This is a genomic window from Shinella sp. SUS2 (assembly GCF_001262505.1).
Taxonomy (GTDB): domain Bacteria; phylum Pseudomonadota; class Alphaproteobacteria; order Rhizobiales; family Rhizobiaceae; genus Shinella.
In genome coordinates this window covers 418919-438662 of record NZ_KQ410732.1, presented here as the reverse complement: position 1 = coordinate 438662, position 19744 = coordinate 418919, and the positions used below count along the sequence as shown (strand labels likewise).

The window sequence follows — 19744 nt, the reverse complement described above, 5'->3', positions numbered from 1 at the left end:
AGGCGCATCGCCCCGGCTTGCTGAAAGGGCCTTATTGCTGGCTTGCCCAATGAGCCTTGGTCCGCTCGACGAGGATCTTGACGAAATCCTCCGGCGTGGACTGGGCAAGGAACATCTTGCTGAATTCGGGCGTCAGCACCGTCGCGTTGAATTCCGGATAGGAGACGCCGAGACCGCCGCCAAAGCCGGAAAGTGCCGTCGCGTTCTTCGCCGAGGCATAGGCATCCGCCAGCACCGGCGGCCATTCGACGCCATCACGCACCACGCCAACGCCGCCATCGGCAACGAGGATCGACTGCGCCTCCTCACTGAGGAGATAATTGACGAAACCGGCAGCCTCCTTGGCGTTCGGCGAATTCTTAAGAACCATCACAGACACGAGGCCGACCTCGATATCCGTCACCTTGCCGGCACCGCCCGCAACGGCCGGGAAATTGAAGGCGCCCCAGGGGAAATCGGCACCGGCCGTCTCCGTCAGCTCCGTCGGAAGCCAGGAGCCGACAAGTTCGCCCATCGTGTCACCGAGTGCGATCGTCTGCTGGCCGGCCGGATACTGGAAACCGCGCGCATCTTCCGCGATGCAGCCGGCATCCCAGAACTTGCGGGCCGTCTTTGCAGCCTCAAGCACGGCCGGATCGGACCAGCCCGAGCCGTCCTTGACCTCGAAGGCCTTGATCATGGCATCCGAGCCCTTGGCACGCGACAGGAGATGCGAGAAGTACAGCACCTGGTAGAAGCCGACATTGCCCTCGGTCACCAGCGCATGCTTGCCGCTTTCCTTCAGCTTGCCGCACAGGGTGAAGAGCTCGTCGAGGGTCTGCGGAACGCTACCGCCGGCCTCGGTCATCATCTCCTTGTTGTACCAGATGTTGACGGTGTTGTAGATGTAGGGAACCTGAACGATCTTGCCGCCGGTGGCGTAGAGATCGAGCACGCCGGGCAGGAGGGCTGCTTTCGTATCGCCAAGCTCCGCCGCGATCTCGTAGCCAAGCCCTTCCTTCTGCAAACCACCAGCCAGCTGGTCGCCATCCTGGTCGGCAAAGTCGACCTGCGTGCCGGCCTGAAGCGCCGCGCGCAGCTTGGTCTGGTTCTGGCGACCGTTCCAGACGACCTTGAAGGTCGTGTCCGGGTTCGCCTTGGTATAGTTGTCCATGACCTTGCGCAGAGCGGCGGCCTGCGGCTCGGGCTCGTTCCACATCGACCAGAAGACCAGTTCGGCTGCATTGGCGGCGCCGATGCCCGCCATCATGCCGAGCGACAGCGCGGCAGCGGCGGCAGAGCGCCATAAGATCGTGTTCACCATTCACTCCTCCCAAATCGAAAGCGCGCCGGTTTGTCCTGCTATGCGCGGCTTCGTGGGGGCAGTTAGAGGGAGAATCTGAAATTTTGCAACATAAAAATCTCGCAAACTTTCAGTTTTGTAGTTTTATTACATTTGACGATTTGGCGGGGGCAAAGGTCGCATCCGGCTCGACGCCCCGCGTGAAAATCGGGCATGCTCGAGGCAATGCTTCTTGCCGCGCCCTCCTCAGAACGGACCGTCCATGACCGATCGCCCCTTCACCGTCATCGAAAACCAGTGGATCACGCTTGCCGACGGCACCCGGCTGGCTGCACGCATCTGGATGCCGGACGGCGCGGAGGCGGATCCCGTACCCGCCGTCTTCGAATTCCTGCCCTACCGCAAGCGCGACGGCACGAGCCCGCGCGATGAATCGACCTATCCCGTCTTCGCCGCCGCCGGCATTGCCGGCGTGCGCGTCGATATCCGCGGCTCCGGCGAATCCGACGGCGTCATCGACGGCGAATATACCCCGCTGGAGCTCGCCAATGCCTGCGAACTGATCGCGTGGATTGCGGCGCAGCCCTGGTCGAACGGATCGGTCGGCATGATGGGCATCTCCTGGGGCGGCTTCAACTGCCTTCAGGTCGCCGCCCTGAAGCCGCCGGCGCTGAAGGCCGTCATCTCCATCGCCTCCACCGTGGATCGCTACAACGACGACATCCACTACAAGAACGGCACGCATCTTTCGGCCCAGCTTTCCTGGGCCGCCACCATGCTCGCCTATCAGTCCCGCTCGCCCGACCCTGCCATCGTCGGCGAACGCTGGAAGGCGATGTGGCTGGAGCGGCTGGAGAACGAACCCTTCTTCCTGGAGGAATGGCTGCAGCACCAGCGCCGCGACGCCTTCTGGAAGCACGGCTCCATTTGCGAGGATTTCGCCGGCTTCCCGGTGCCAGCCCTCGTCATCGCCGGCTGGGCGGACGGCTATCGCAGCACGCCGCTGAAGGCCGTCGAGGGTCTCGGCGACAAGGCCAAGGCGCTGATCGGCCCTTGGGTGCATAAATATCCGCACTTCGCCTGGCCGAAGCCGCGCATGGATTTCCATGCGGAAGCCATCGCCTGGTGGAACCGCTGGCTGCGCGGCGAAGAGAACGGGGCGGAGGAAACACCGCAGGTGCGCGCCTATATCCAGGACGCCCCCCGCCCGGCGCTCCGCCGCGAGGCCGATCCCGGCTTCTGGATTGCCAAGGATCGCTGGGAGGCGCCCGACATGGCGACCTTCTACGTCGAGCAATACGGCACCCTAACCCCCGGCATGCCGATCGCCGGCGCCAGCGGCTACGACCGCACGCTGAAATCCCCGCTCGACACCGGCATCATGGCCGGCGAATGGTTTACGCTGAAGCCGGATGCGGAGATGGCGCTCGACCAGCGCCTCGATGACGCCGGCTCGCTGGTGATCGAAACCGCGCCGCTCACGGTAGCCGAAGACTTCCTCGGCCGGCCCGTGCTGGAACTCGACATCGCAACGGACGCCGATATCGCCAATCTCTGCGCCCGCCTCGTCGATCTGCATCCGGACGGAACGGCGACGCGCGTCACCTTCGGCGTGCTCAACCTCGCCCACCGCGACGGCAACGCCGAACCGAAGGCGATGCCGAGGGGCAAAAAAGTCCATGTCCGTCTCATGCTCGACGCCATGGGCTACCGTTTCCGCGCCGGACATCGCATCCGCCTGTCGCTCTCGACCTCCTACTGGCCGATGGTGCTGCCGCCGCCGACGAATGCCGGCGTGACGATCGATCTTGCCTCGCTCGGCCTCGCCCTGCCGAAGCTCGGCGCCCACCGGGTCATCGCACTCCCCGAACCGGCCAATCCCGATCCGCTGCCGAAATATACCGAGCTTGCCCCCGCCGAGACCGTCCGCGGGGTCGAGCGCGACCTGACGAACGGCCTCACCGAATATACGATCTACGAGGACACCGGCCTCTACGAGCACCCCGGCACGGGCCTTGCCACCCGCCAGCTGCGCGACGAACTCTGGTCGATCGCCGAAAACGATCCGCTTTCGATGACCGGCACCGCCGTCTGGACCTGCGACATGCAACGCCCCGGCTGGTTCGTGCGCACCCTCTCGACCGCGACCATCGCCTGCACGGCGACGGACTGGCTGATCTCGGCCAGCGTGCGCGCCTATGAGGGGGAGGTGCAGATCTTCGAGAAGACGTTCGAACGGGCGGTCCCGCGCGACTTCATGTAGAGGAGCGACAATTTCCACCAAAAAAAACCGTTTATCAGCGGCTTGCGCGAGTTTCCTAATGAAAGTCGCGGGATTTGACGCGGATGGTCTGCACTGCCTCGCGGGTTTCCGGCTGGGCCGCATCGCCACGCCGGCCGATGGTGGCGAAGTCGGCCGAAAGATCGGTGAGGTGCTGCGCGACGATGTGCACCACCTCCCCCTCCCGCTGGATATATCCTTTGACGGCGATCATCGGCGCACTCATCACGATGGGACGATAGGCGAGGAAAACCTTGCGCCAGACAACCAGATTGGCAATGCCCGTCTCGTCCTCCATCGTCACGAAGATGACGCCCTTGGCTGAGCCCGGCTGCTGGCGGACGAGCACGATACCGGCCGTCTCGACTTTCTGGCGGTCGCGAAGCCGCGTCGCATCGGCGCAGGAAAGCAGGCGGCGGCGCGCAAGGCTCTCCCGCAGGAAGCTGACCGGATGGGCCCGGAGCGTCAGGCCGACGCGGCCATAGTCCTCCACCACCTCGCCGCCCGCCACCATGGGCCGCAGCGTCACCACCGGCTCCGTCAATTCCGGCACGACCACGGCCTCCCGCTCGGCCGCCGCGGAAAACAGCGGCAGCGGTTCGTCCCGCAAACCACGGAGCGCCCAGAGCGCCTCGCGACGGGAGAGTGCGAGCGACGGCCGGAAGGTATCCGCCTCGGCGAGCCGCACCAGCGTGTCGGATGCCAGCTTGGTGCGGCGCCACAGATCATCGACAGAGGCAAACGGCTCCTCACCTCTTTCCGCAACAAATCTGGCCATCTCCTTGTTATCAAGCCCCTTCACAAGCCGTAATCCGAGTCGAACAGCAAGGCGCCCCGCCTCTGCCGGCTCCAGCGTGCAATCCCAGCGGCTGGCATTGACACAGACCGGCCGCACCTCCACCCCATGCTCGCGTGCATCGCGCACGATCTGCGCCGGGCCGTAAAATCCCATCGGCTGGGAATTGAGCAGGGCCCCGCAGAAGATCTCCGGGTGATGGCACTTCATCCAGGCCGAGGCATAGGCGATGATCGCGAAACTGTAGGCATGGCTCTCCGGGAAACCATAGGAGCCGAACCCTTCGAGCTGGCGGCACATTCGTTCGGCAAAGTCGCGGGTGTATCCTTTGCCAACCATGCCATTGGTCAATTCGTCCCGGAACTTGTCCACGCCACCCGTTTGCTTGAAGGTCGCCATAGCGCGGCGGAGTTGATCGGCCCGGCCTGGCTCGAAGCCGGCGCATTCGATCGCCACCTGCATCGCCTGCTCCTGAAACAGCGGCACGCCGAGGGTTCTTTTGAGGACCTTCTCGAAAGCAGCCTTGGGATATTCCACCTTCTCCAACCCCTGCCGCCGCCGCAGATAGGGATGCACCATGTCCCCCTGGATCGGCCCCGGCCGCACGATCGCCACCTGGATGACGATGTCATAAAATTCCTTCGGCTTGAGGCGCGGCAGCATGGACATCTGCGCCCGGCTCTCGATCTGAAAAGTGCCGATCGTGTCGGCCTTTGAAATCATCTCGTAGGTCGCGGCATCGCCCGCGGGGATGGTGGCCAGCGTATAGCTCTCGCCCTTGTGCTCTTGCAGGAAATCGAAGGCGCGGCGCATGCAAGTGAGCATGCCGAGCGCCAGCACGTCCACCTTCATGAAGTTGAGATACTCGATGTCATCCTTGTCCCACTCGATCACCTGGCGCGCATCCATCGCCGCCGGCTCGATCGGCACGAGATTATCCAGCCGGTCGCGGGTCAGCACGAAACCGCCGGGGTGCTGCGAGAGGTGGCGCGGCGCGTTGAGCAACTGGCGGGCGAGCTCGAACAGCAGCCGGATACGGCGGTCATCCACATTGAGCCCGACCGCATTGGCATGGCCTTGCGGCAAGTCGTGCGACCAGCCCCAGACTTGCGAAGAGAGTGCCTTCAACACGTCCTCCGGCATGCCGAGCGCGCGTCCGACATCCCGCATGGCCGCGCGCGAGCGATAACGGATGACGGTGGCGCAGAGTGCCGAGCGGTCCGTACCGTAGGTATCGTAGATCCACTGGATCACTTCCTCCCGGCGCTCGTGCTCGAAATCCACGTCGATATCGGGCGGCTCGCCGCGCTGTTCCGAGACGAAGCGCTCGAAGAGAAGGCTGCCATTCTCCATCGGGTCGATCGCCGTGATCCCAAGGACGAAACAGACGGCGCTGTTTGCAGCCGATCCCCGACCCTGGCAGAGGATCGGGACCGGCAGGTTGCGGGCATAGTGGACGATGGAATTCACGGTGAGGAAATAGGGCGCGTATTCCATCTTCTCGATGAGCCGCAATTCGTAGAGAAGCTTGTCGCGCACCGTCTCCGGCACGCCGCCGGGATAGCGCCTGGCCGCCCCCTCCCAGGTATATTTCTCAAGCGCTTCCTGCGGCGTCAGATGCGAATATTCCTTCTCGTCCGGATACTGGTACTTCAGCTCGGCCAGCGAGAACCGGCAGCGTTCGACAATCTCCAGCGTCCGCCGCAGCGCCTCCGGATAGCGCTTGAAAAGCCGGTGCATTTCCTCCGGCGGCTTCAGGTAGCGATCGGCGTGACGTTCACGCAGGAAGCCGGCATTGTCGATGGCGACGTTGTGGCGGATGCAGGTGACGATGTCCTGCAGCATGCGCCGGGCGGGTTCGTGATAGAGCACGTCATTGGTGACGACGGTGGGAACGCCATGGCGGGCGGCGAGGTTGGAGAGGTCGAACAATCGCAGTTGGTCGTTCGGCCGGCGGCGGAGCGTGAGGGCGAGGTAGCAGCGGTCCCTGAAATGCTCGCGCAGGCGGCGCAGATGAAAGGCGGCGGTCTCGCCCGCCTCGTCGGGCACCAGCACGGCAAGAAGGCCCTCGTTCCAGTCGACGACGTCGGACCAGTCGAGATGGCACTTGCCCTTGCCGGCCTTCTTCTTGCCGATGGTGAGCAGGCGGCAGAGACGGCCATAGGCGGCGCGGTCGGTCGGGTAGACGAGCAGCGACATGCCATCGACAAGGTCGAGCCGGCAGCCGACCACCAGCCGCACCTTCGAGGCATTCGCCGGGAGTTCGCGCGACGCCTTGAAGGCCTGGACGACGCCGGCAAGGCTGTTGCGGTCGACGACGGCCAGTGCCTCGATGCCAAGGGCGCTTGCCTGCGCGAACAGGTCAGCGCAGCTGCTCGCCCCGCGCAGGAACGAGAAATGGGATGTGACCTGAAGCTCGGAATAACGCGGTTTCATGCGAAAATCCCGTGCAGGAACCAGCGACCGGCCCCGCTTGCCGCCTGCTCTTCATTGCCGGAGCGGAAGAGCCAGAAGCGCGCTCCCTCGGCGTCTTCCACCTGGAAATAATCCCGCACGGCCGCCAGTTCCGCATCGCGCTTCCACCATTCGCCGAAGATGCGCTCCGGCCCATCGGCCCGCTTGACCAGCCGCCGCACGCCCCGCCAGGTGAAGGAGGCGGGCGGATGGTCGGGCAGGAGCGCCATGACCTCGACCGGCTCCGGCCGGGCCAGAAGGCGCGCAGGACGCGGCCAGCGGCTTGGCCAGGTCACCCCGGTTTCGGGCGAAAGCGGCGGAATGCGGCGGAAGGAACGTTCCGGCACGTCGCTTTCGACCGGGGCGATGCGGTAGAGGCGCGCGGCACCGATGCGGTTGACGATCACGTCGACAAGGCCGGCAAGGTCCGCTTCCTCCGCCTCAATCAGGGAGGAGACGGCCTGCTGCAGGACGAGCGGTTCGGCCAGCGTCGCGGTCAGGTCCATGATCTCGATGCCGAAGCCGGGATCGATCGTCTCGAGACGGTCCGTCAGGAGACGGATGAGCTGTCTTTCGTCGCGCACGGCCCGTGCCGTGCCGATACGGATCGCCTGGAGGGAATTGTCGACACGATGGAAGAGGAGATCGAGCCGGCGGGCACCGAGACCGCGTTTTTCCAGCGCCGCACAGAGATCGTGCACGAGGCTGGCCGTGTAGCGCGCGATGGTTTCGGGTGCGCCGATCGGCTCACCGAAAACCTTCCGGACGGTGACGAGCTCCGGGTCGCGCAGCGGATCGACGGGTTCCGAAATCCGGCCCTGGAGCTGGTCGAGCCGGCGGCCGAGAAGCGGGCCGAAGCGCAGAACGAGCGGCGCGCGCGGCACGGCCAGCACCTCACCGATCGTAGAGAAGCCGAGCACGTGGAGACCAGCCACCGTTTCCGGCGCTATCCGCAATCCCGTGACCGGCAAGGGCGACACGGCCTCACCTGCCCTGCCCGGCGGAATGATACAGACAGGATCGGCGAGGAAGCGGGCGGCGGCATGGGCCGCGCCCCAGCTGTCGGCGATGGCGGCGCGGGCAAAGATGCCGGAGGCGGCAAGACGATTGACGAGGCCGGTCAGCATGTGCGCTTCGCCGCCATGCAGGTGATCGGCACCGGTCGTATCGATAACGAGACCGTCGGGCGCGTCCGGGGCGACGATGGGTGCATAGTGCTGCAGCGCCCAGAGCGCGAGGCGGCCCAAGGCGGCGGCATCGGCCACGGGGTCAGCCGGCCTGGTGAGGACCCCGGGCAGCAGCGCATGGGCCTTGGTGAGCGGCATGCCGACGCGTAGGCCCGCCTGCTCGGCCGGCCGGCTCACCGCCGTCAAGATGCGGCGCGCGCCGTCACGGCCGACAAGCACGAGCCGGCTATCCGGCGGCGGCGCCGAAGTGCCGAGCGCCCGCCGCAGGCGATCGATCGGCCAGCCGGGAAGAAAAAGCGATACGACCCTCGGCATCGGTGGCCTCCACATCAAAGTCCGCCGCCTCGCCGGCCCGGCAACGGGCCAGTTTCAGCAGCCATTGCGCCCGGCCGATGCCGGGCACGGGAAGGGAAACGGAGGGCCGCATATAGACCCGCCAGCGCGTCACCGCGGCGGAGGGCTGCGCAAGGGCCTCCGTCTCCTTGCGGTGGCGGAAGCGGCGCAGGGCAAGACCGAGCGTGCCGCCGGCCTCCGCGGCAAGCTGCAGGCGGCGCGAGGCGGTCATCGACAGGCGCGCCACCTCGGCAACGACGGCCCCGAGCCCGCCATGGCGCAGCCCCTCTTCGAAACAGAGGAGCAGGCTCTTCTCGTCACCCGCCTCCACATAGAGGACACGGCCCGGCGCAAGCCCCGCCTGCGCCAGCGCCGGCGCGAAAAGATCTGGCCGCGTCAGGCACCAGAGCACCTGTCCCTTGGTGCGCGCGGCGATGCCGGCGGCAAAGAGCATGGCGGCGCTGGCCTCGACGGCATCGTCACCGCCACCGCAGATCTCGTGCAGGCTGGCCAGCGCCAGCCCGCCGCCCGGCAGCCGCTCGTCGATTTCGGGCACACCGAAGGGCAGCACCGCCCGGTCGCGCTGGGCGCGGCCGTCGAACTGCCGGATGCGGTCGCGCAGGTCCGCGACAACGGCATGGGCGGAGGCGGACATCGGCTTGGCAGCTCCCGGTTGAAAGGCTATATGTTCTCTTTTTGTTCTCAAATTCCGTAAGAGTCAATCGCCTGATCGCGCCGGAAAGATCACAGTTTGAATCATCGGCGGGAACCAAGTGGCGCGGCAAAAGTTCTCCCTTTCGCCATTCCATCAAATCCAGGAGACATGTCCATGGCTGACGAAAAGAGCACCGGAAAGCGTACGCTCGGCGTCGTTGAGGGGCGCGACAGCATTTCGGAAGACGCCCGCGCGGCAGCGGCGGAAGCGACGGTGAACGAGCAGATCGAGGCCCTGAAGGCGGAAATCAGCCGGCTGAAGGAATCCGCAGGGCTGATCGCCGAAGGAACCGGCCAGCTGGCGGTCGCCAAGGCGGAATCGCTGCGGGACGAGGTGCGCCAGACCATTCAGGCCAACCCGCTCGCCGCGCTGGCCGGCGCCGCCTTCATCGGTTATCTCTTCGGTCTTCGCCACCGGTGACATGCGTGCCCGGGGATACGGGGAAAACCAGGGAAACCCGCGTCTTGCCCCCGTTTCCTCACAGCATGAAAAAGCCCGGCCAAGCCGGGCTTTTGTCGGTTCAGAACCAGCGCTGCCGGCGCGGCGGTTCGCTTTCAAGCGAGCCGAGCAGATAGCCGAGGACGACACCGGCAAGGCCTGCGGTCAAGACGACCGTGGAGAGTGCGGCGGGATGCTCGCGCGCCGCCTGCGCGACGGCGGCACCTTCGTTGCGCACATATCTCGTTGCCGAACGAACGGCCGGACGAGCAGCCTCCACGGCATTCCCGGCGCGGTCGCGGATGGTCTCATAGGCTTCGCTGCCGCGCTCGCCAAGGTCCTTCTGGAGCTGGGCGATCTCTGCGCGCAGGGCGGAAATCTGGGATTGGACGTCGTTGGTGCTTGCCATTGCGATCTCCCGTTACAGTCTCTTGTCAGCAATAGAGACCGAACGGTTTTCGCGCGGCTTGGTTCCCGGCGGCCGGGCGTTTTGCCCCTCAGCCCGCCTGGCGGCGGCCGTCGCGGCGGATCTGCGAGGGCGTATCGCCGAAGGCGGCACGGAAGCGGCGGGTGAAGTGCGACAGGCTTTCGAAACCGGTCTCGAGCGCGATCTCGATCAACGGTTTGTTGGTGCGCATCACCATGGTGAGCGCGGCGGCCATGCGGATCTTCATGTAGATCGCGCTCGGCGAAGCCCCCATATCGCCCTCGAACAGCCGCTCGAGCTGGCGGCGGGAGACGCCCGTCATGGTGGCGATGCTGTCGATCGACAGGAGGTCCTCGGTGTGCTGTTCCATCATCATGATGGCGAGGTGAACGCGCCGGTCGCGGGCTTCAAGGCCGAGCGGGTTGCGCGGCTGTACGTCGGTCGCATCACGCCGGTGGCGGATCTGCAGGATTTCCAGCGCATTGCGCTCGGCCGCCTCACCGACGTGGTGGCGCACGAGCGTTGCGGCAAGATCGGCAACGCTGCTGCCGCCGGCACAGGTGGCAACCTTGCCGTCAAAACGGAAGATCTGCTCCGACGTCGCCTCGATATCGGGAAAACGGCCGCGGAAATCACGGTGGTGCAGCCAGCTGACGCAGGCCGTATGCCCCTTGAGGAGGCCCGCCTCGGCCAGGATGAAGCTGCCCGTACAGAGGCCGATCAGCCCGACGCCGGCCTGGGCCGCCTTGCGCAGATAGGCCTGGGCATAGCTGTCTATGGGCTCTTCCACCGACAGGAGACCGCCGACGACGGCAATGTAGTCGAAACAGGAGGGATCGGCGAAGGGCGCGGTCGGGGCGACCTGGATGCCGCTCGACGAGGTGATGAAGTTGCGCGTGCTGCTCAAAACGTCCCAGTCACAATGGACGCGGCGCGAGCGATCCTCGCTGTCGCTGGCCAGCCGCAGCGTATCGACGAACAGCGCGAAGGCGGACAGGGTGAAACTTTTCGACAGGATGAAGCCGACGCGCAGCGCCTTCGGCGCCAGGGCACCGTTCATCTCCTTCGACGTCCGAACATCTGCCGCCATCCAGCTCTCCCAGGCCGTTCCGCCCGACACTATCGCCGAAGGCACGAGCCGCTGGCAAGAGCCATAGCAGATTTCGCCCGCCACCTCCATTCCCCGAACGCCGCGGGCTGCCGGTCCCGGGCAGCTTTCGCTACCGCGCGAATTTGCGCGCGCCGGCAACGCACAGCACGATGGCGAGCGTCGTGACCAGCATCAACGGGCTCACACGCTCATGCAGCAGGCCGGCGGCAAGCAGGAGACCGAAGAAGGGCTGGAGCAGCTGTAGCTGCCCCACGGCCGCGATGCCGCCAAGCGCAAGGCCCCGATACCAGAAGACGAAACCGATCAGCATGCTGAAGACCGAGACATAGGCAAGCCCCGCCCAGGCGGCGCCGTCAATGCCGGAGAATGTCGCGGGCAGCGAGAAGAGGGCGATCACCGCCATCAACGGCAGAGAGAGGATCAGCGCCCAGGAGATGACCTGCCAGCCGCCGAGCGTGCGCGAAAGTTTCGCCCCTTCCGCATAGCCCAGACCACAGGCGATGATGGCGGCGACCATCAGCAGGTCGCCGACGAGCGAGACGTCCCCGCCCGAACTCAGCGCGAAGCCCACCACCGTGGCGCTGCCGATGCCGGAAAACAGCCAGAACAGCGGCTTCGGCCGCTCTCCGCCGCGCAGGACGCCGAAAAAGGCAGTCGCCAACGGCAGCAGCCCGACGAAGACGATGGAATGGGCGGAGGTGACATATTGCAGCGCCAGCGCCGTCAGCAGCGGAAAACCGACGACGACGCCGAGCGCGACGATCGCCAGCGAAAAGAGCGTGTCGCGCGACGGCTTCCGCTGGCGCAGGGCAAGGAGCAGCGCCGCACCAAGAAGAGCCGCGATGACCGCGCGCGCCGACGTCAGGAACAGCGGCGAGAAATCCGCCACCGCCACGCGGGTCGCCGGCAGCGAACCGCTGAAAATGATGACGCCGGTCAGCCCGCTGCCCCAGCCTTCCATGGATGTTCTCATCGATCTCATGCCTTTCCTGTGCAGAGCTGTTGCCATGGAGCGTCAAACCTCTTCCTGACTGACATTGCGGAAGCGGCTTTATTCCAGAGGAACAGTCCTGCCTTCCTAGGCTTGCAAGGCTGGAAAAGACAGAAACAGTGCAGTACAATTTCTCCAAACTGTACCCACATGCGAACCAGTACAAAAATGAGAAATCATGACTGACACAACACCGCACACGCGCATTTCGGAGGTCATGGCGACCATCGGCCACCGCATCGCCAGCCGTGCGCTCACGCCGGGTGATCGGTTGCCGTCCATCCGCCGGTTCGCCGCGAGCATGGGTGTCTCGCCCTCCACCGTCGTGGAGGCCTATGACCGATTGGCGGCGGAAGGGCTTATCCGGGCGCAGCGCGGTTCCGGCTTCTACGTCTCGCAGAGCGCTCTGCCCCCACTGAAGCTGGCGGAAGCGGCGACACCGAAGGCGCGTGCGGTCGATCCGTTCTGGGTGTCGCGGCAATCGCTCGATGCCGACACAGTGGTGCTCAAGCCCGGCTGCGGCTGGCTGCCGGCGGACTGGATGCCGGACGAGGCACTGCGCCGCGCGATCCGCAGCCTTGCGCGCGGCGACAGCGATCTCATCGCCTACTACGGCAGCACGCGCGGCTCTTCGTTTCTGCGCCGGCTGCTGCTCGGCCGGCTGACGGAGGAAGGCATTGCCGCAGGGCCGGATCAGCTGATGCTGACGAGCACGGGCACGCAGGCGCTCGACCTGATCGGCCGTTTCCTGCTGCGCCCGGGCGACACGGTGCTGGTGGACGACCCCTGCTATTTCAATTTCCAGGCACTGCTGAAGGCCCATCAGGTGACGGTCATCGGCGTGCCCTATACGCCGTCAGGCCCCGACATCGCCGCCTTCGAGGCCGTGCTCGCGGCAGAGCGGCCGCGCCTCTATGTGACCAATTCGGCGATCCACAATCCAACGGGCGCTACGCTGTCGCCACAGGTGGCGCACCGGCTGCTAAACGCTGCCGCCGGCAGCGAGACGATCATCGTCGAGGACGACATCTTTGCCGATTTCGAGCCGGAGCCCTCCACCCGGCTTGCCGCGCTCGACGGGCTCGACCGCGTCATCCGCATCGGCAGTTTCTCCAAGACACTCTCCGCCTCGGCGCGTTGCGGTTACATCGCCGCGCGGCCGGACTGGATCGAGGGGCTGGTCGATCTGCAGATCGCCACCAATTTCGGCGGGCCGAGCCCGATGTCCAGCGAGATCATCGCCCATATGCTTGCCGGCGGTGGTTACCGCAAACACATGGAGGAGCTGCGCCGCAAGCTGGTGCGCACCCGGCGCGAGGTGGCGGAACGGCTTTCGCGGCTCGGCATCACGCCCTGGCTCCAGCCGCGCGGCGGCTTCAACCTCTGGTGCCGGCTGCCGGAGGGGCTGGATTCCAGCGAGATCGCACAGGCAGCCGTTGCCGAGGGTGTCGTGCTGGCCCCCGGCAACGTCTTCAGCGTGTCGCAGAGCGCCGCCGGCTTCATGCGCTTCAATGTGGCGCACATGCTGGAACCACGCATCTACCAGGTTCTGGCCAATACGCTGAAACGCACAGCCTAACGCCGTTTCGCCAGCATGGAGCGCGACAGCACCACGATGAGGCCGATCGCGACCGTCGCGGCGATGAAGAGGAAGGCCGCGGCGGCAATGGCCGGGCTGATATTCTCACGGATGCTGGAGAACATCTGCCGGGCCAGCGTGCGCTGGTTGGGGCCGGCGACGAAGAGCGTCAGCACGACCTCGTCGAGCGAGGTCGCGAAGGCGAGCACCGCGCCGGAGAGCACGCCGGGCATGGCAAGTGGCAGCGTCACGCGCCGGAAGACGGTGGCGGGCGATGCGCCGAGGCTTTGCGCCGCCAGCTCCACCCGCTCGTCGATACCGGCGAGCGCGCCGGTGACACTGACCACCACGAAGGGCACGGCGACGACCGTATGAGCGATGATGACGCCGGCATAGCTGTTCGTCAGGCCGAAACCCGCAAGCAGCACCTGCATGCCGACGCCGAGCACGACCGCCGGCACCACCATCGGCAGCAGGAACAACGTGCGCATCGAGCCGCGGAAGAAGAGCAGACGGTTGCGCAGCCCGAGCGAGGCGGCCGTGCCGAGCACCGTGGCAAGCAGCGTCGTGCCCGTGCCGATGATCAGGCTGTTGATGATCGCCCGCCGCCAGGCATCGGCGGTGAACAGTTCCTCGAACCAGCGCAGCGACCAGGACGGGATCGGATAGGTGAGGATGACGCTCGAGGTGAAGGCGAGCGGCAGGATGGCGATGAGCGGCGCGACGAGGAAGAGGATCGCCAGCGTGGCGAAGGTGATCTTGGCGAATTTCATCGACATGGCCTAGCGCCTCCCCGGTTCATCGGAGGAGAGCCGCGCATAGACGCTGTAGAGCAGCAGCGTTGCGACGAGCAGAACGACGCCAAGGGCGCCGGCCATGCCCCAGTTCGCCGAGCCCGTGGCGTAGAAGGCGATGATGGACGAGATCATCTGGTCGCCCGGCCCGCCGATCAGCGCCGGGGTGATGTAGTAGCCGATCGCCGAGATGAAGACGAGCAGGCTGCCGGAGGCGACACCACGCAGGCTCAGCGGCAGAAGCACGCGCAGGAACGCCCGCAAGGGCGGCGCGCCGAGCGAGGCGGCGGCCGGCATCAGGTTCTTCGGAATGGTGATCAGCACGGAATAGATCGGCAGCACCATGAAGGGCAGCAGCACATGGGTCATGGCGATGATGACACCGGTGCGGTTGAAGATCAGCGGCAGCGGCGCGTCGATGATGTGCAGCCAGCGCAGGAGATCGTTGATCAGCCCCTGCTCCTGCAGCAGGATGAACCAGGCCGCGGTGCGCACGAGGAGCGAGGTCCAGAGCGGCAGCAGTACGGCGCCGAGCATCAGGTCACGCTTCCAGCCCGTCAGCGAGGCGGCGATGATCGCATAGGGAAAACCGATGCAGGCGCAGGCGAAGGTGACGAGCGCGGCGATCCAGAAGGTGCGCACGAGGATCACCCGGTTGACGGACTGGTCGGCCGGCAGGTGTTCTATGCTGCCTGCGGCATTGCGGCCGAGATCGACGGCGGCGAGCAGGTTTCGGTCGGTGTAGGGCGAGAGCGCATCGGCGATCGCCAGCCAGAATTCCGGTTTTTCCCAGCGTTTATCGATGGAGACGAGGTCGCCGGGCGGGTTGGCCGTGTCACCGAGTGCGCTCGTCGTCTTCGCCATCAGCGTGCGGAAGCCGGAGCGGGCGCTGTTGAGGCGACGCACCATGTCGCCGAGTGCCTGGTCGTCGTCGACGGCCTTCAGGTCCTCCATCAGCGCCGCCTGCATGGGCATGGTCGGCGGCGAGGCGCGGTCCCAGTCGGCCAGCACTTCGGCACTGCGCGGCAGGAGGCGCAGCACGGCCGGATCCGACACGGCCTGCGACATCATGCTGATCAGCGGCCAGACGAAGAAGCCGACGAGGAAGAGAAGCAGCGGCGCCAGCAGAAGGAGCGACCGCCCGGTCCGGGAGGAGCCTGCACTCATGGCGCGATGACCCGGCAATCGCCGGCTGAAAAGCCCGCGTAGACCCGCGTGCCCGGCGGGAATTCGCGGGACCGGCGGCCAAGCTTGGCGATCAGCGGGTGGGCGGCGTTCTGCAATTGCACGCGCAGGTGATCGCCCTGATAGACGCTGTCGGTGACCTCGGTCTCCAGACAGTTGCGCGCATCGCCCCGGGTCTCGCTGAGATCGACCCGTTCCGGCCGGATGGAGAGGAAGACCGGCTGGCCGGAGGCGACGCGGCCAGAGACCGCCGAAACGATCTGCGCGCCAGATGGCAGCCGCACGGTCGCCTCCGCCCCCTCGACCGCCTCGACGACGCCCTCGACCAGATTGGTCTCGCCGATGAATTCGGCGACGAAACGCGTCGCCGGCTCGTCATAGACCTGCCGCGGCGTGCCGATCTGCTCGATCTTGCCTTTGTTGAACACGGCGACGCGATCCGACATGGTCAGCGCCTCCGACTGGTCGTGCGTGACGAAGACGATCGTCAGGCCGAGCCGGCGGTGCAGGTCGCGGATGTCGAGCTGCATCTGCTCACGCAACTGCTTGTCGAGCGCACCGAGCGGCTCGTCCATCAGCACGACGCGCGGCTCGAAGACCAGCGCACGCGACAGCGCCACGCGCTGTTGCTGGCCGCCGGAAAGCTGCGAGGGACGACGGTCGGCGAAGGCCGACAGCTGCACCATGTCCAGCGCCCGCTTGACGCGCCCCTCGATCTCCGCCTTGCCCATGCCGCGCATCTGCAACGGAAAGGCGACGTTCTCGCCGACCGACATATGCGGGAAAAGCGCGTAGCTCTGGAAGACGACGCCCATGTCGCGCCTGTGGGTCGGCACGTCGTTGATCGCCGTGCCGTCGAGCAGGATGTTGCCCGATGTCGGCTGTTCGAAACCGGCGAGCATCATCAGCAGCGTCGTCTTGCCGGAGCCGGACGGGCCGAGCAGGCTGACGAACTCGCCTTTGTCGATGCCGAGATCGAGATTTTCGACCACGCAGAGCGGGCCGTAGAATTTGGTGATGCGGTCGAAACGGATGAATTCGGCCAAGATCATGACTCCATCACAACGGTCGCTGGCGGGCAAGCGCCCCTCATCCGCCTGCCGGCACCTTCTCCCTGCAAGCAGGGAGAAGGTGTACTGCACCGTTTTCCTCAACACATGTCTGCGGGGCTGTTTGTGCCCGGGCCTTGCGGGGATTGCCTTCTCCCCGCTTGCAGGGAGAAGGTCGCCGCAAGCGGGATGAGGGGCCGTTCCGCCCCGCAAACGGCAGCCTTACTGCGCCAGCCAGGCGTTGAAGCGCTGTGTCAGCGTTTCCGCATTGTCGATCCAGAAGTCGACATTGAGGGCGATCGAGTCCGTCATGTTGGCTGGGTCGGTCGGCAGGTCCTTGGCGAACTCGGCCGGAACCTTGGCCGCGGCCTCCTTGACCGGCAGGCCGTAAGCCACGAACTCCGGCAGCTTCGCCTGGTTGTCGGGCTCGCTGGCAAAGGCGATGAAGTCCTGCGCGGCGTCCTTGTTCTCCGCGTCCTTCAACACGACCCAGCTGTCGACCGCGTAGATGCTGCCGGGGAAGACGACCTTGAAGTTCTTGCCTTCCGTACGGTTGATGCCGGTGATGCGGCCATTATAGGCCGAGGTCATCGCCACTTCGCCCGAAGCGAGGAACTGCAGCGGCTGGGCACCCGATTCCCACCAGACGATGTTCGCCTTCAATTCGTCGAGCTTCTTGAAGGCCCGCGTGACGCCCTCTTCCGTGCCGAGCACGTCATAGAGCTCGTCCTTGGAGACGCCATCGGCGAGCAGCGCGAATTCCAGCGTGTATTTCGGCCCCTTGCGCAGCGAGCGCTTGCCCGGGAACTTTTCGACGTTCCAGAAATCCGCCCAGTTGGCCGGGCCTTCCTTCAGCTTGTCGCCGTCATAGGCGATCGCCGTGGACCAGACGATCGCGCCAACGCCACAGTCGTTGACGGCGCTGTCGAGGAACTTCTCCTTGCCGCCCATCTTCTCCCAGTCGATCTTCTCGTAGAGGCCATCCGCACAGCCGAGCGCCAGTTCCTCGGCCTCCACCTGCACGGCATCCCAGTTCGGCGCGCCGGCCTTGACCTTCGACTGGATGACGCCGATGCCGCCATCCCAGGCCTCGTCGAGCACCGGCTTGCCGGACTTTTCGGCGAACGGCTTGAAGTAGATCTTGCGCTGCGCGTCCTGATAGTTGCCACCCCAGGAGACAACGGTGAGGTCGCGTGCGAGGGACGGCGCGGCAAGGCCAGCCGACAGCACGATGGCGGCAGCCGTGAGCATTCCGGATTTAAAGACAGTCTTCATTGCACTCCCCTTTTCTTCATTTGTGAAGGAACCGGATGGCCCGGCCCCGATGACGATCTCCTGTCGGACTGCTGATCCGCCGCGGCCTTTGGCCTGTCGGCTCTTGCAGCCTCTCCGGTCGTCGCACCCTTTCCCCTGGGCGTTACGGCCGATTGATGCATTCCGGGTCTCGCCGGTCAACGGGATATTTTCCCCGCTTGACGGTCGTCAGACGTGCTGCCCTCCGTTGATGTGGATTTCCGCACCGTTAATGTAGGACGATTGCTCGGTGCACAGGAAATGGATGGTCTCCGCGACTTCGCGCGGCTCACCCAGCCGTCCCATCGGCACCTCCGCCGCAACCAGTGCATCGGTGCCCGGCGAAAGGATCGAGGTCTCGATCTCGCCCGGCGCGATCGCATTGGCCCTTACGCCGCGGCGGCCGAACTCATGCGCCATCTCGCGCGTCAGCGCCGCAAGCGCCGCCTTTGAGGCCGCATAGGCAACGCCCGCGAAGGGATGCACGCGCGAACCCGCGATCGAGGTGACGTTGACGATCGAGCCCTTCGCCGCTTCGAGCTCGGGCATCAGTGCGCGGGCGATCAGCGCCGTCGAGACGATATTGACGTTGAGCACCTGCGTCCAGACGTCGGCATCCGTATCGAGCACACCGAGACGGCTGCGACCCGGCCCCTTCGGCGATATGCCGGCATTGTTGACGAGCGCATGCAGCCGGCCGTTCGGCAGCCGCTCGCGCACCGTCGCGGCCAGCCGGTCGATCTGCGTCAGGTCGGCAAGGTCCGCCTGGATATGGCTTTCACGCGCGGACGGCCAGGCGCACTCCTCGGAAAAGGGCTGACGGGAGACAGTCAGGATGCGCCAGCCCTTCGCCTGGAAGAGCTTGACCGTCGCATGGCCGATGCCGCGGCTCGCCCCCGTCAGCAACATGTAGCGGCGTTCTTCGGTCATGCGCACTCTCCTTTGATGCTTGATACATCGTAATCGGCCATTTCCGAATTGCAAGCCCCTCCGCGTGAAAGGCTATGCCCGGCGCACTTCCCTCTCTCCGCTCCCCTCGATGCGCTCCAGGATCGGCTTGCCGCCGAGCAGGATATCGTCGACGATCGCCATCGAGGCGGATGCCGGATCGTGGCGTTTCAGCGCCTCCACGACCGGATAGTGATGATCGATCATCGCCCGGCCACCGGCGATATAGGCATCGGAAATATGCGGGCCCATCTGCAGCCAAAGTCGCCTGAGGATGGTTGTCAGCACCGGAAGCCCGGCAATCTGCGGCAGCAGGAAGTGAAAGGCCTGGTTGAGCTGTGTGCCCTTGAGCCGGTCCCCGGCCGCAATCGCCTGCTCGTTTTCCCGCAAAATCTGCTCCAGCGCCTGGATATCCGCGCTCGTCGCCACCTGCGCGGCGGTTTCCGCCGCCAGCCCTTCCAGCCGGACGCGGATCGCCCGGATCTCCCGGTAGCGACTCTCGCTGAGGCCGGCGATGCGGATGTCGCGCGGCGAGCGGAAGGTGATCGCCTCGTCATTGGCCAGGCGCAGGATGGCGTCGCGGATCGGCGTGACGCTGGTGCCGAACTGCTCGGCAAGGTCACGGATCTTCAGCCGGTCGCCCGGCTGAAACCGCCCCTGCATCAGCGCGTCGCACAGCGCGCCATAAACGACGCTGTTGAGGTTCTCATGTTCCAGCGTCGTGAATTCGGCCATGGCACTGATCCGCAAAATCGAGTAATAAGATACTTGATGCATCTTTTTTGATATGTTTCAAGTAGAACCCGTCACGGAGCATCCTCTGCCAAATGCCGGGCGACGGCAATCGCACCGGCACCGTCGTTGGCAGACGGCGCGCAAGG

The 19744-nt window shown here is 65.6% G+C and carries 16 protein-coding genes; 3 read left to right on the top strand and 13 right to left on the bottom strand.

Annotation, left to right across the window (positions count from 1 at the left end; all coding sequences use genetic code 11):
* Positions 1–31: 31 nt before the first annotated feature.
* Positions 32–1303: an ABC transporter substrate-binding protein gene (locus AKG11_RS18155; RefSeq protein ID WP_050744891.1), complete on the bottom strand. Its 1272-nt coding sequence runs from the start codon at positions 1301–1303 to the stop codon at positions 32–34.
* 241 nt (positions 1304–1544) lie between these two features.
* Between AKG11_RS18155 and AKG11_RS18150 the strand changes: the two genes are divergently transcribed.
* Positions 1545–3545 carry a CocE/NonD family hydrolase gene (locus tag AKG11_RS18150; protein WP_050744890.1) on the top strand — a complete coding sequence of 667 codons (2001 nt, stop codon included), beginning with the start codon at positions 1545–1547 and terminating at the stop codon, positions 3543–3545.
* A gap of 55 nt (positions 3546–3600) precedes the next feature.
* Here the strand turns inward: AKG11_RS18150 and AKG11_RS18145 are convergent, their stop codons facing one another.
* From AKG11_RS18145 to AKG11_RS18135, 3 genes are read right to left on the bottom strand one after another with little or no spacing between them, the layout of a single operon-like run.
* Positions 3601–6795: an error-prone DNA polymerase gene (locus tag AKG11_RS18145; protein WP_050744889.1), complete on the bottom strand. Its 3195-nt coding sequence runs from the start codon at positions 6793–6795 to the stop codon at positions 3601–3603.
* Entirely contained in the window at positions 6792–8315 is a 1524-nt protein-coding gene (locus AKG11_RS18140) for a DUF6504 family protein (protein WP_050744888.1), read from the bottom strand. The genes AKG11_RS18145 and AKG11_RS18140 overlap by 4 nt, the downstream gene beginning before the upstream one ends.
* Positions 8227–8988 (bottom strand): ImuA family protein, encoded by a 762-nt coding sequence (locus AKG11_RS18135; RefSeq protein ID WP_050744887.1) that lies wholly within the window; start codon positions 8986–8988, stop codon positions 8227–8229. The genes AKG11_RS18140 and AKG11_RS18135 overlap by 89 nt, the downstream gene beginning before the upstream one ends.
* 174 nt (positions 8989–9162) lie before the next feature.
* Between AKG11_RS18135 and AKG11_RS18130 the strand changes: the two genes are divergently transcribed.
* The gene (locus AKG11_RS18130) at positions 9163–9468 is read left to right on the top strand and encodes a hypothetical protein (protein WP_023514350.1); all 306 of its coding nucleotides are present in this window, start codon (positions 9163–9165) and stop codon (positions 9466–9468) included.
* A gap of 100 nt (positions 9469–9568) precedes the next feature.
* Here AKG11_RS18130 and AKG11_RS18125 read toward each other — a convergent pair whose 3' ends face one another.
* From AKG11_RS18125 to AKG11_RS18115, 3 genes are all read right to left on the bottom strand, one after another.
* On the bottom strand, positions 9569–9895 hold the full coding sequence (locus tag AKG11_RS18125) for a hypothetical protein (protein ID WP_050744886.1): 327 nt from the start codon (positions 9893–9895) through the stop codon (positions 9569–9571).
* 88 nt (positions 9896–9983) lie between these two features.
* The gene (locus AKG11_RS18120) at positions 9984–11003 is read right to left on the bottom strand and encodes a GlxA family transcriptional regulator (protein ID WP_023514352.1); all 1020 of its coding nucleotides are present in this window, start codon (positions 11001–11003) and stop codon (positions 9984–9986) included.
* Between the two features lie 130 nt (positions 11004–11133).
* Positions 11134–11997: a DMT family transporter gene (locus AKG11_RS18115; protein WP_037409247.1), complete on the bottom strand. Its 864-nt coding sequence runs from the start codon at positions 11995–11997 to the stop codon at positions 11134–11136.
* A 196-nt stretch (positions 11998–12193) separates the two neighbouring features.
* Between AKG11_RS18115 and AKG11_RS18110 the strand changes: the two genes are divergently transcribed.
* The gene (locus AKG11_RS18110) at positions 12194–13594 is read left to right on the top strand and encodes an aminotransferase-like domain-containing protein (protein WP_050744885.1); all 1401 of its coding nucleotides are present in this window, start codon (positions 12194–12196) and stop codon (positions 13592–13594) included.
* Here the strand turns inward: AKG11_RS18110 and AKG11_RS18105 are convergent.
* The 6 genes from AKG11_RS18105 to AKG11_RS18080 form a co-directional block, all read right to left on the bottom strand.
* On the bottom strand, positions 13591–14373 hold the full coding sequence (locus AKG11_RS18105; protein ID WP_023514355.1) for an ABC transporter permease: 783 nt from the start codon (positions 14371–14373) through the stop codon (positions 13591–13593). The genes AKG11_RS18110 and AKG11_RS18105 overlap by 4 nt on opposite strands.
* 3 nt (positions 14374–14376) lie before the next feature.
* A complete protein-coding gene (locus AKG11_RS18100) occupies positions 14377–15555 on the bottom strand; it encodes an ABC transporter permease (protein ID WP_050744884.1) in 1179 nt (392 codons plus the stop codon).
* Entirely contained in the window at positions 15552–16625 is a 1074-nt protein-coding gene (locus AKG11_RS18095; RefSeq protein ID WP_050744883.1) for an ABC transporter ATP-binding protein, read from the bottom strand. The genes AKG11_RS18100 and AKG11_RS18095 overlap by 4 nt, the downstream gene beginning before the upstream one ends.
* A 219-nt stretch (positions 16626–16844) precedes the next feature.
* Positions 16845–17873 (bottom strand): ABC transporter substrate-binding protein, encoded by a 1029-nt coding sequence (locus AKG11_RS18090; protein WP_050744882.1) that lies wholly within the window; start codon positions 17871–17873, stop codon positions 16845–16847.
* A gap of 231 nt (positions 17874–18104) precedes the next feature.
* The gene (locus tag AKG11_RS18085) at positions 18105–18845 is read right to left on the bottom strand and encodes an SDR family NAD(P)-dependent oxidoreductase (protein WP_023514359.1); all 741 of its coding nucleotides are present in this window, start codon (positions 18843–18845) and stop codon (positions 18105–18107) included.
* A gap of 72 nt (positions 18846–18917) precedes the next feature.
* Entirely contained in the window at positions 18918–19598 is a 681-nt protein-coding gene (locus tag AKG11_RS18080; RefSeq protein ID WP_023514360.1) for a GntR family transcriptional regulator, read from the bottom strand.
* Between the last annotated feature and the right edge of the window lie 146 nt (positions 19599–19744).

Coding starts and splice junctions, on each gene's coding strand:
- AKG11_RS18155 (WP_050744891.1), bottom strand. CDS start 1,303: ATGGTGAACACGATCTTATGGCGCTCTGCCGCCGCTGCCGCGCTGTCG.
- AKG11_RS18150 (WP_050744890.1), top strand. CDS start 1,545: ATGACCGATCGCCCCTTCACCGTCATCGAAAACCAGTGGATCACGCTT.
- AKG11_RS18145 (WP_050744889.1), bottom strand. CDS start 6,795: ATGAAACCGCGTTATTCCGAGCTTCAGGTCACATCCCATTTCTCGTTC.
- AKG11_RS18140 (WP_050744888.1), bottom strand. CDS start 8,315: ATGCCGAGGGTCGTATCGCTTTTTCTTCCCGGCTGGCCGATCGATCGC.
- AKG11_RS18135 (WP_050744887.1), bottom strand. CDS start 8,988: ATGTCCGCCTCCGCCCATGCCGTTGTCGCGGACCTGCGCGACCGCATC.
- AKG11_RS18130 (WP_023514350.1), top strand. CDS start 9,163: ATGGCTGACGAAAAGAGCACCGGAAAGCGTACGCTCGGCGTCGTTGAG.
- AKG11_RS18125 (WP_050744886.1), bottom strand. CDS start 9,895: ATGGCAAGCACCAACGACGTCCAATCCCAGATTTCCGCCCTGCGCGCA.
- AKG11_RS18120 (WP_023514352.1), bottom strand. CDS start 11,003: ATGGCGGCAGATGTTCGGACGTCGAAGGAGATGAACGGTGCCCTGGCG.
- AKG11_RS18115 (WP_037409247.1), bottom strand. CDS start 11,997: ATGAGAACATCCATGGAAGGCTGGGGCAGCGGGCTGACCGGCGTCATC.
- AKG11_RS18110 (WP_050744885.1), top strand. CDS start 12,194: ATGACTGACACAACACCGCACACGCGCATTTCGGAGGTCATGGCGACC.
- AKG11_RS18105 (WP_023514355.1), bottom strand. CDS start 14,373: ATGTCGATGAAATTCGCCAAGATCACCTTCGCCACGCTGGCGATCCTC.
- AKG11_RS18100 (WP_050744884.1), bottom strand. CDS start 15,555: ATGAGTGCAGGCTCCTCCCGGACCGGGCGGTCGCTCCTTCTGCTGGCG.
- AKG11_RS18095 (WP_050744883.1), bottom strand. CDS start 16,625: ATGATCTTGGCCGAATTCATCCGTTTCGACCGCATCACCAAATTCTAC.
- AKG11_RS18090 (WP_050744882.1), bottom strand. CDS start 17,873: ATGCTCACGGCTGCCGCCATCGTGCTGTCGGCTGGCCTTGCCGCGCCG.
- AKG11_RS18085 (WP_023514359.1), bottom strand. CDS start 18,845: ATGACCGAAGAACGCCGCTACATGTTGCTGACGGGGGCGAGCCGCGGC.
- AKG11_RS18080 (WP_023514360.1), bottom strand. CDS start 19,598: ATGGCCGAATTCACGACGCTGGAACATGAGAACCTCAACAGCGTCGTT.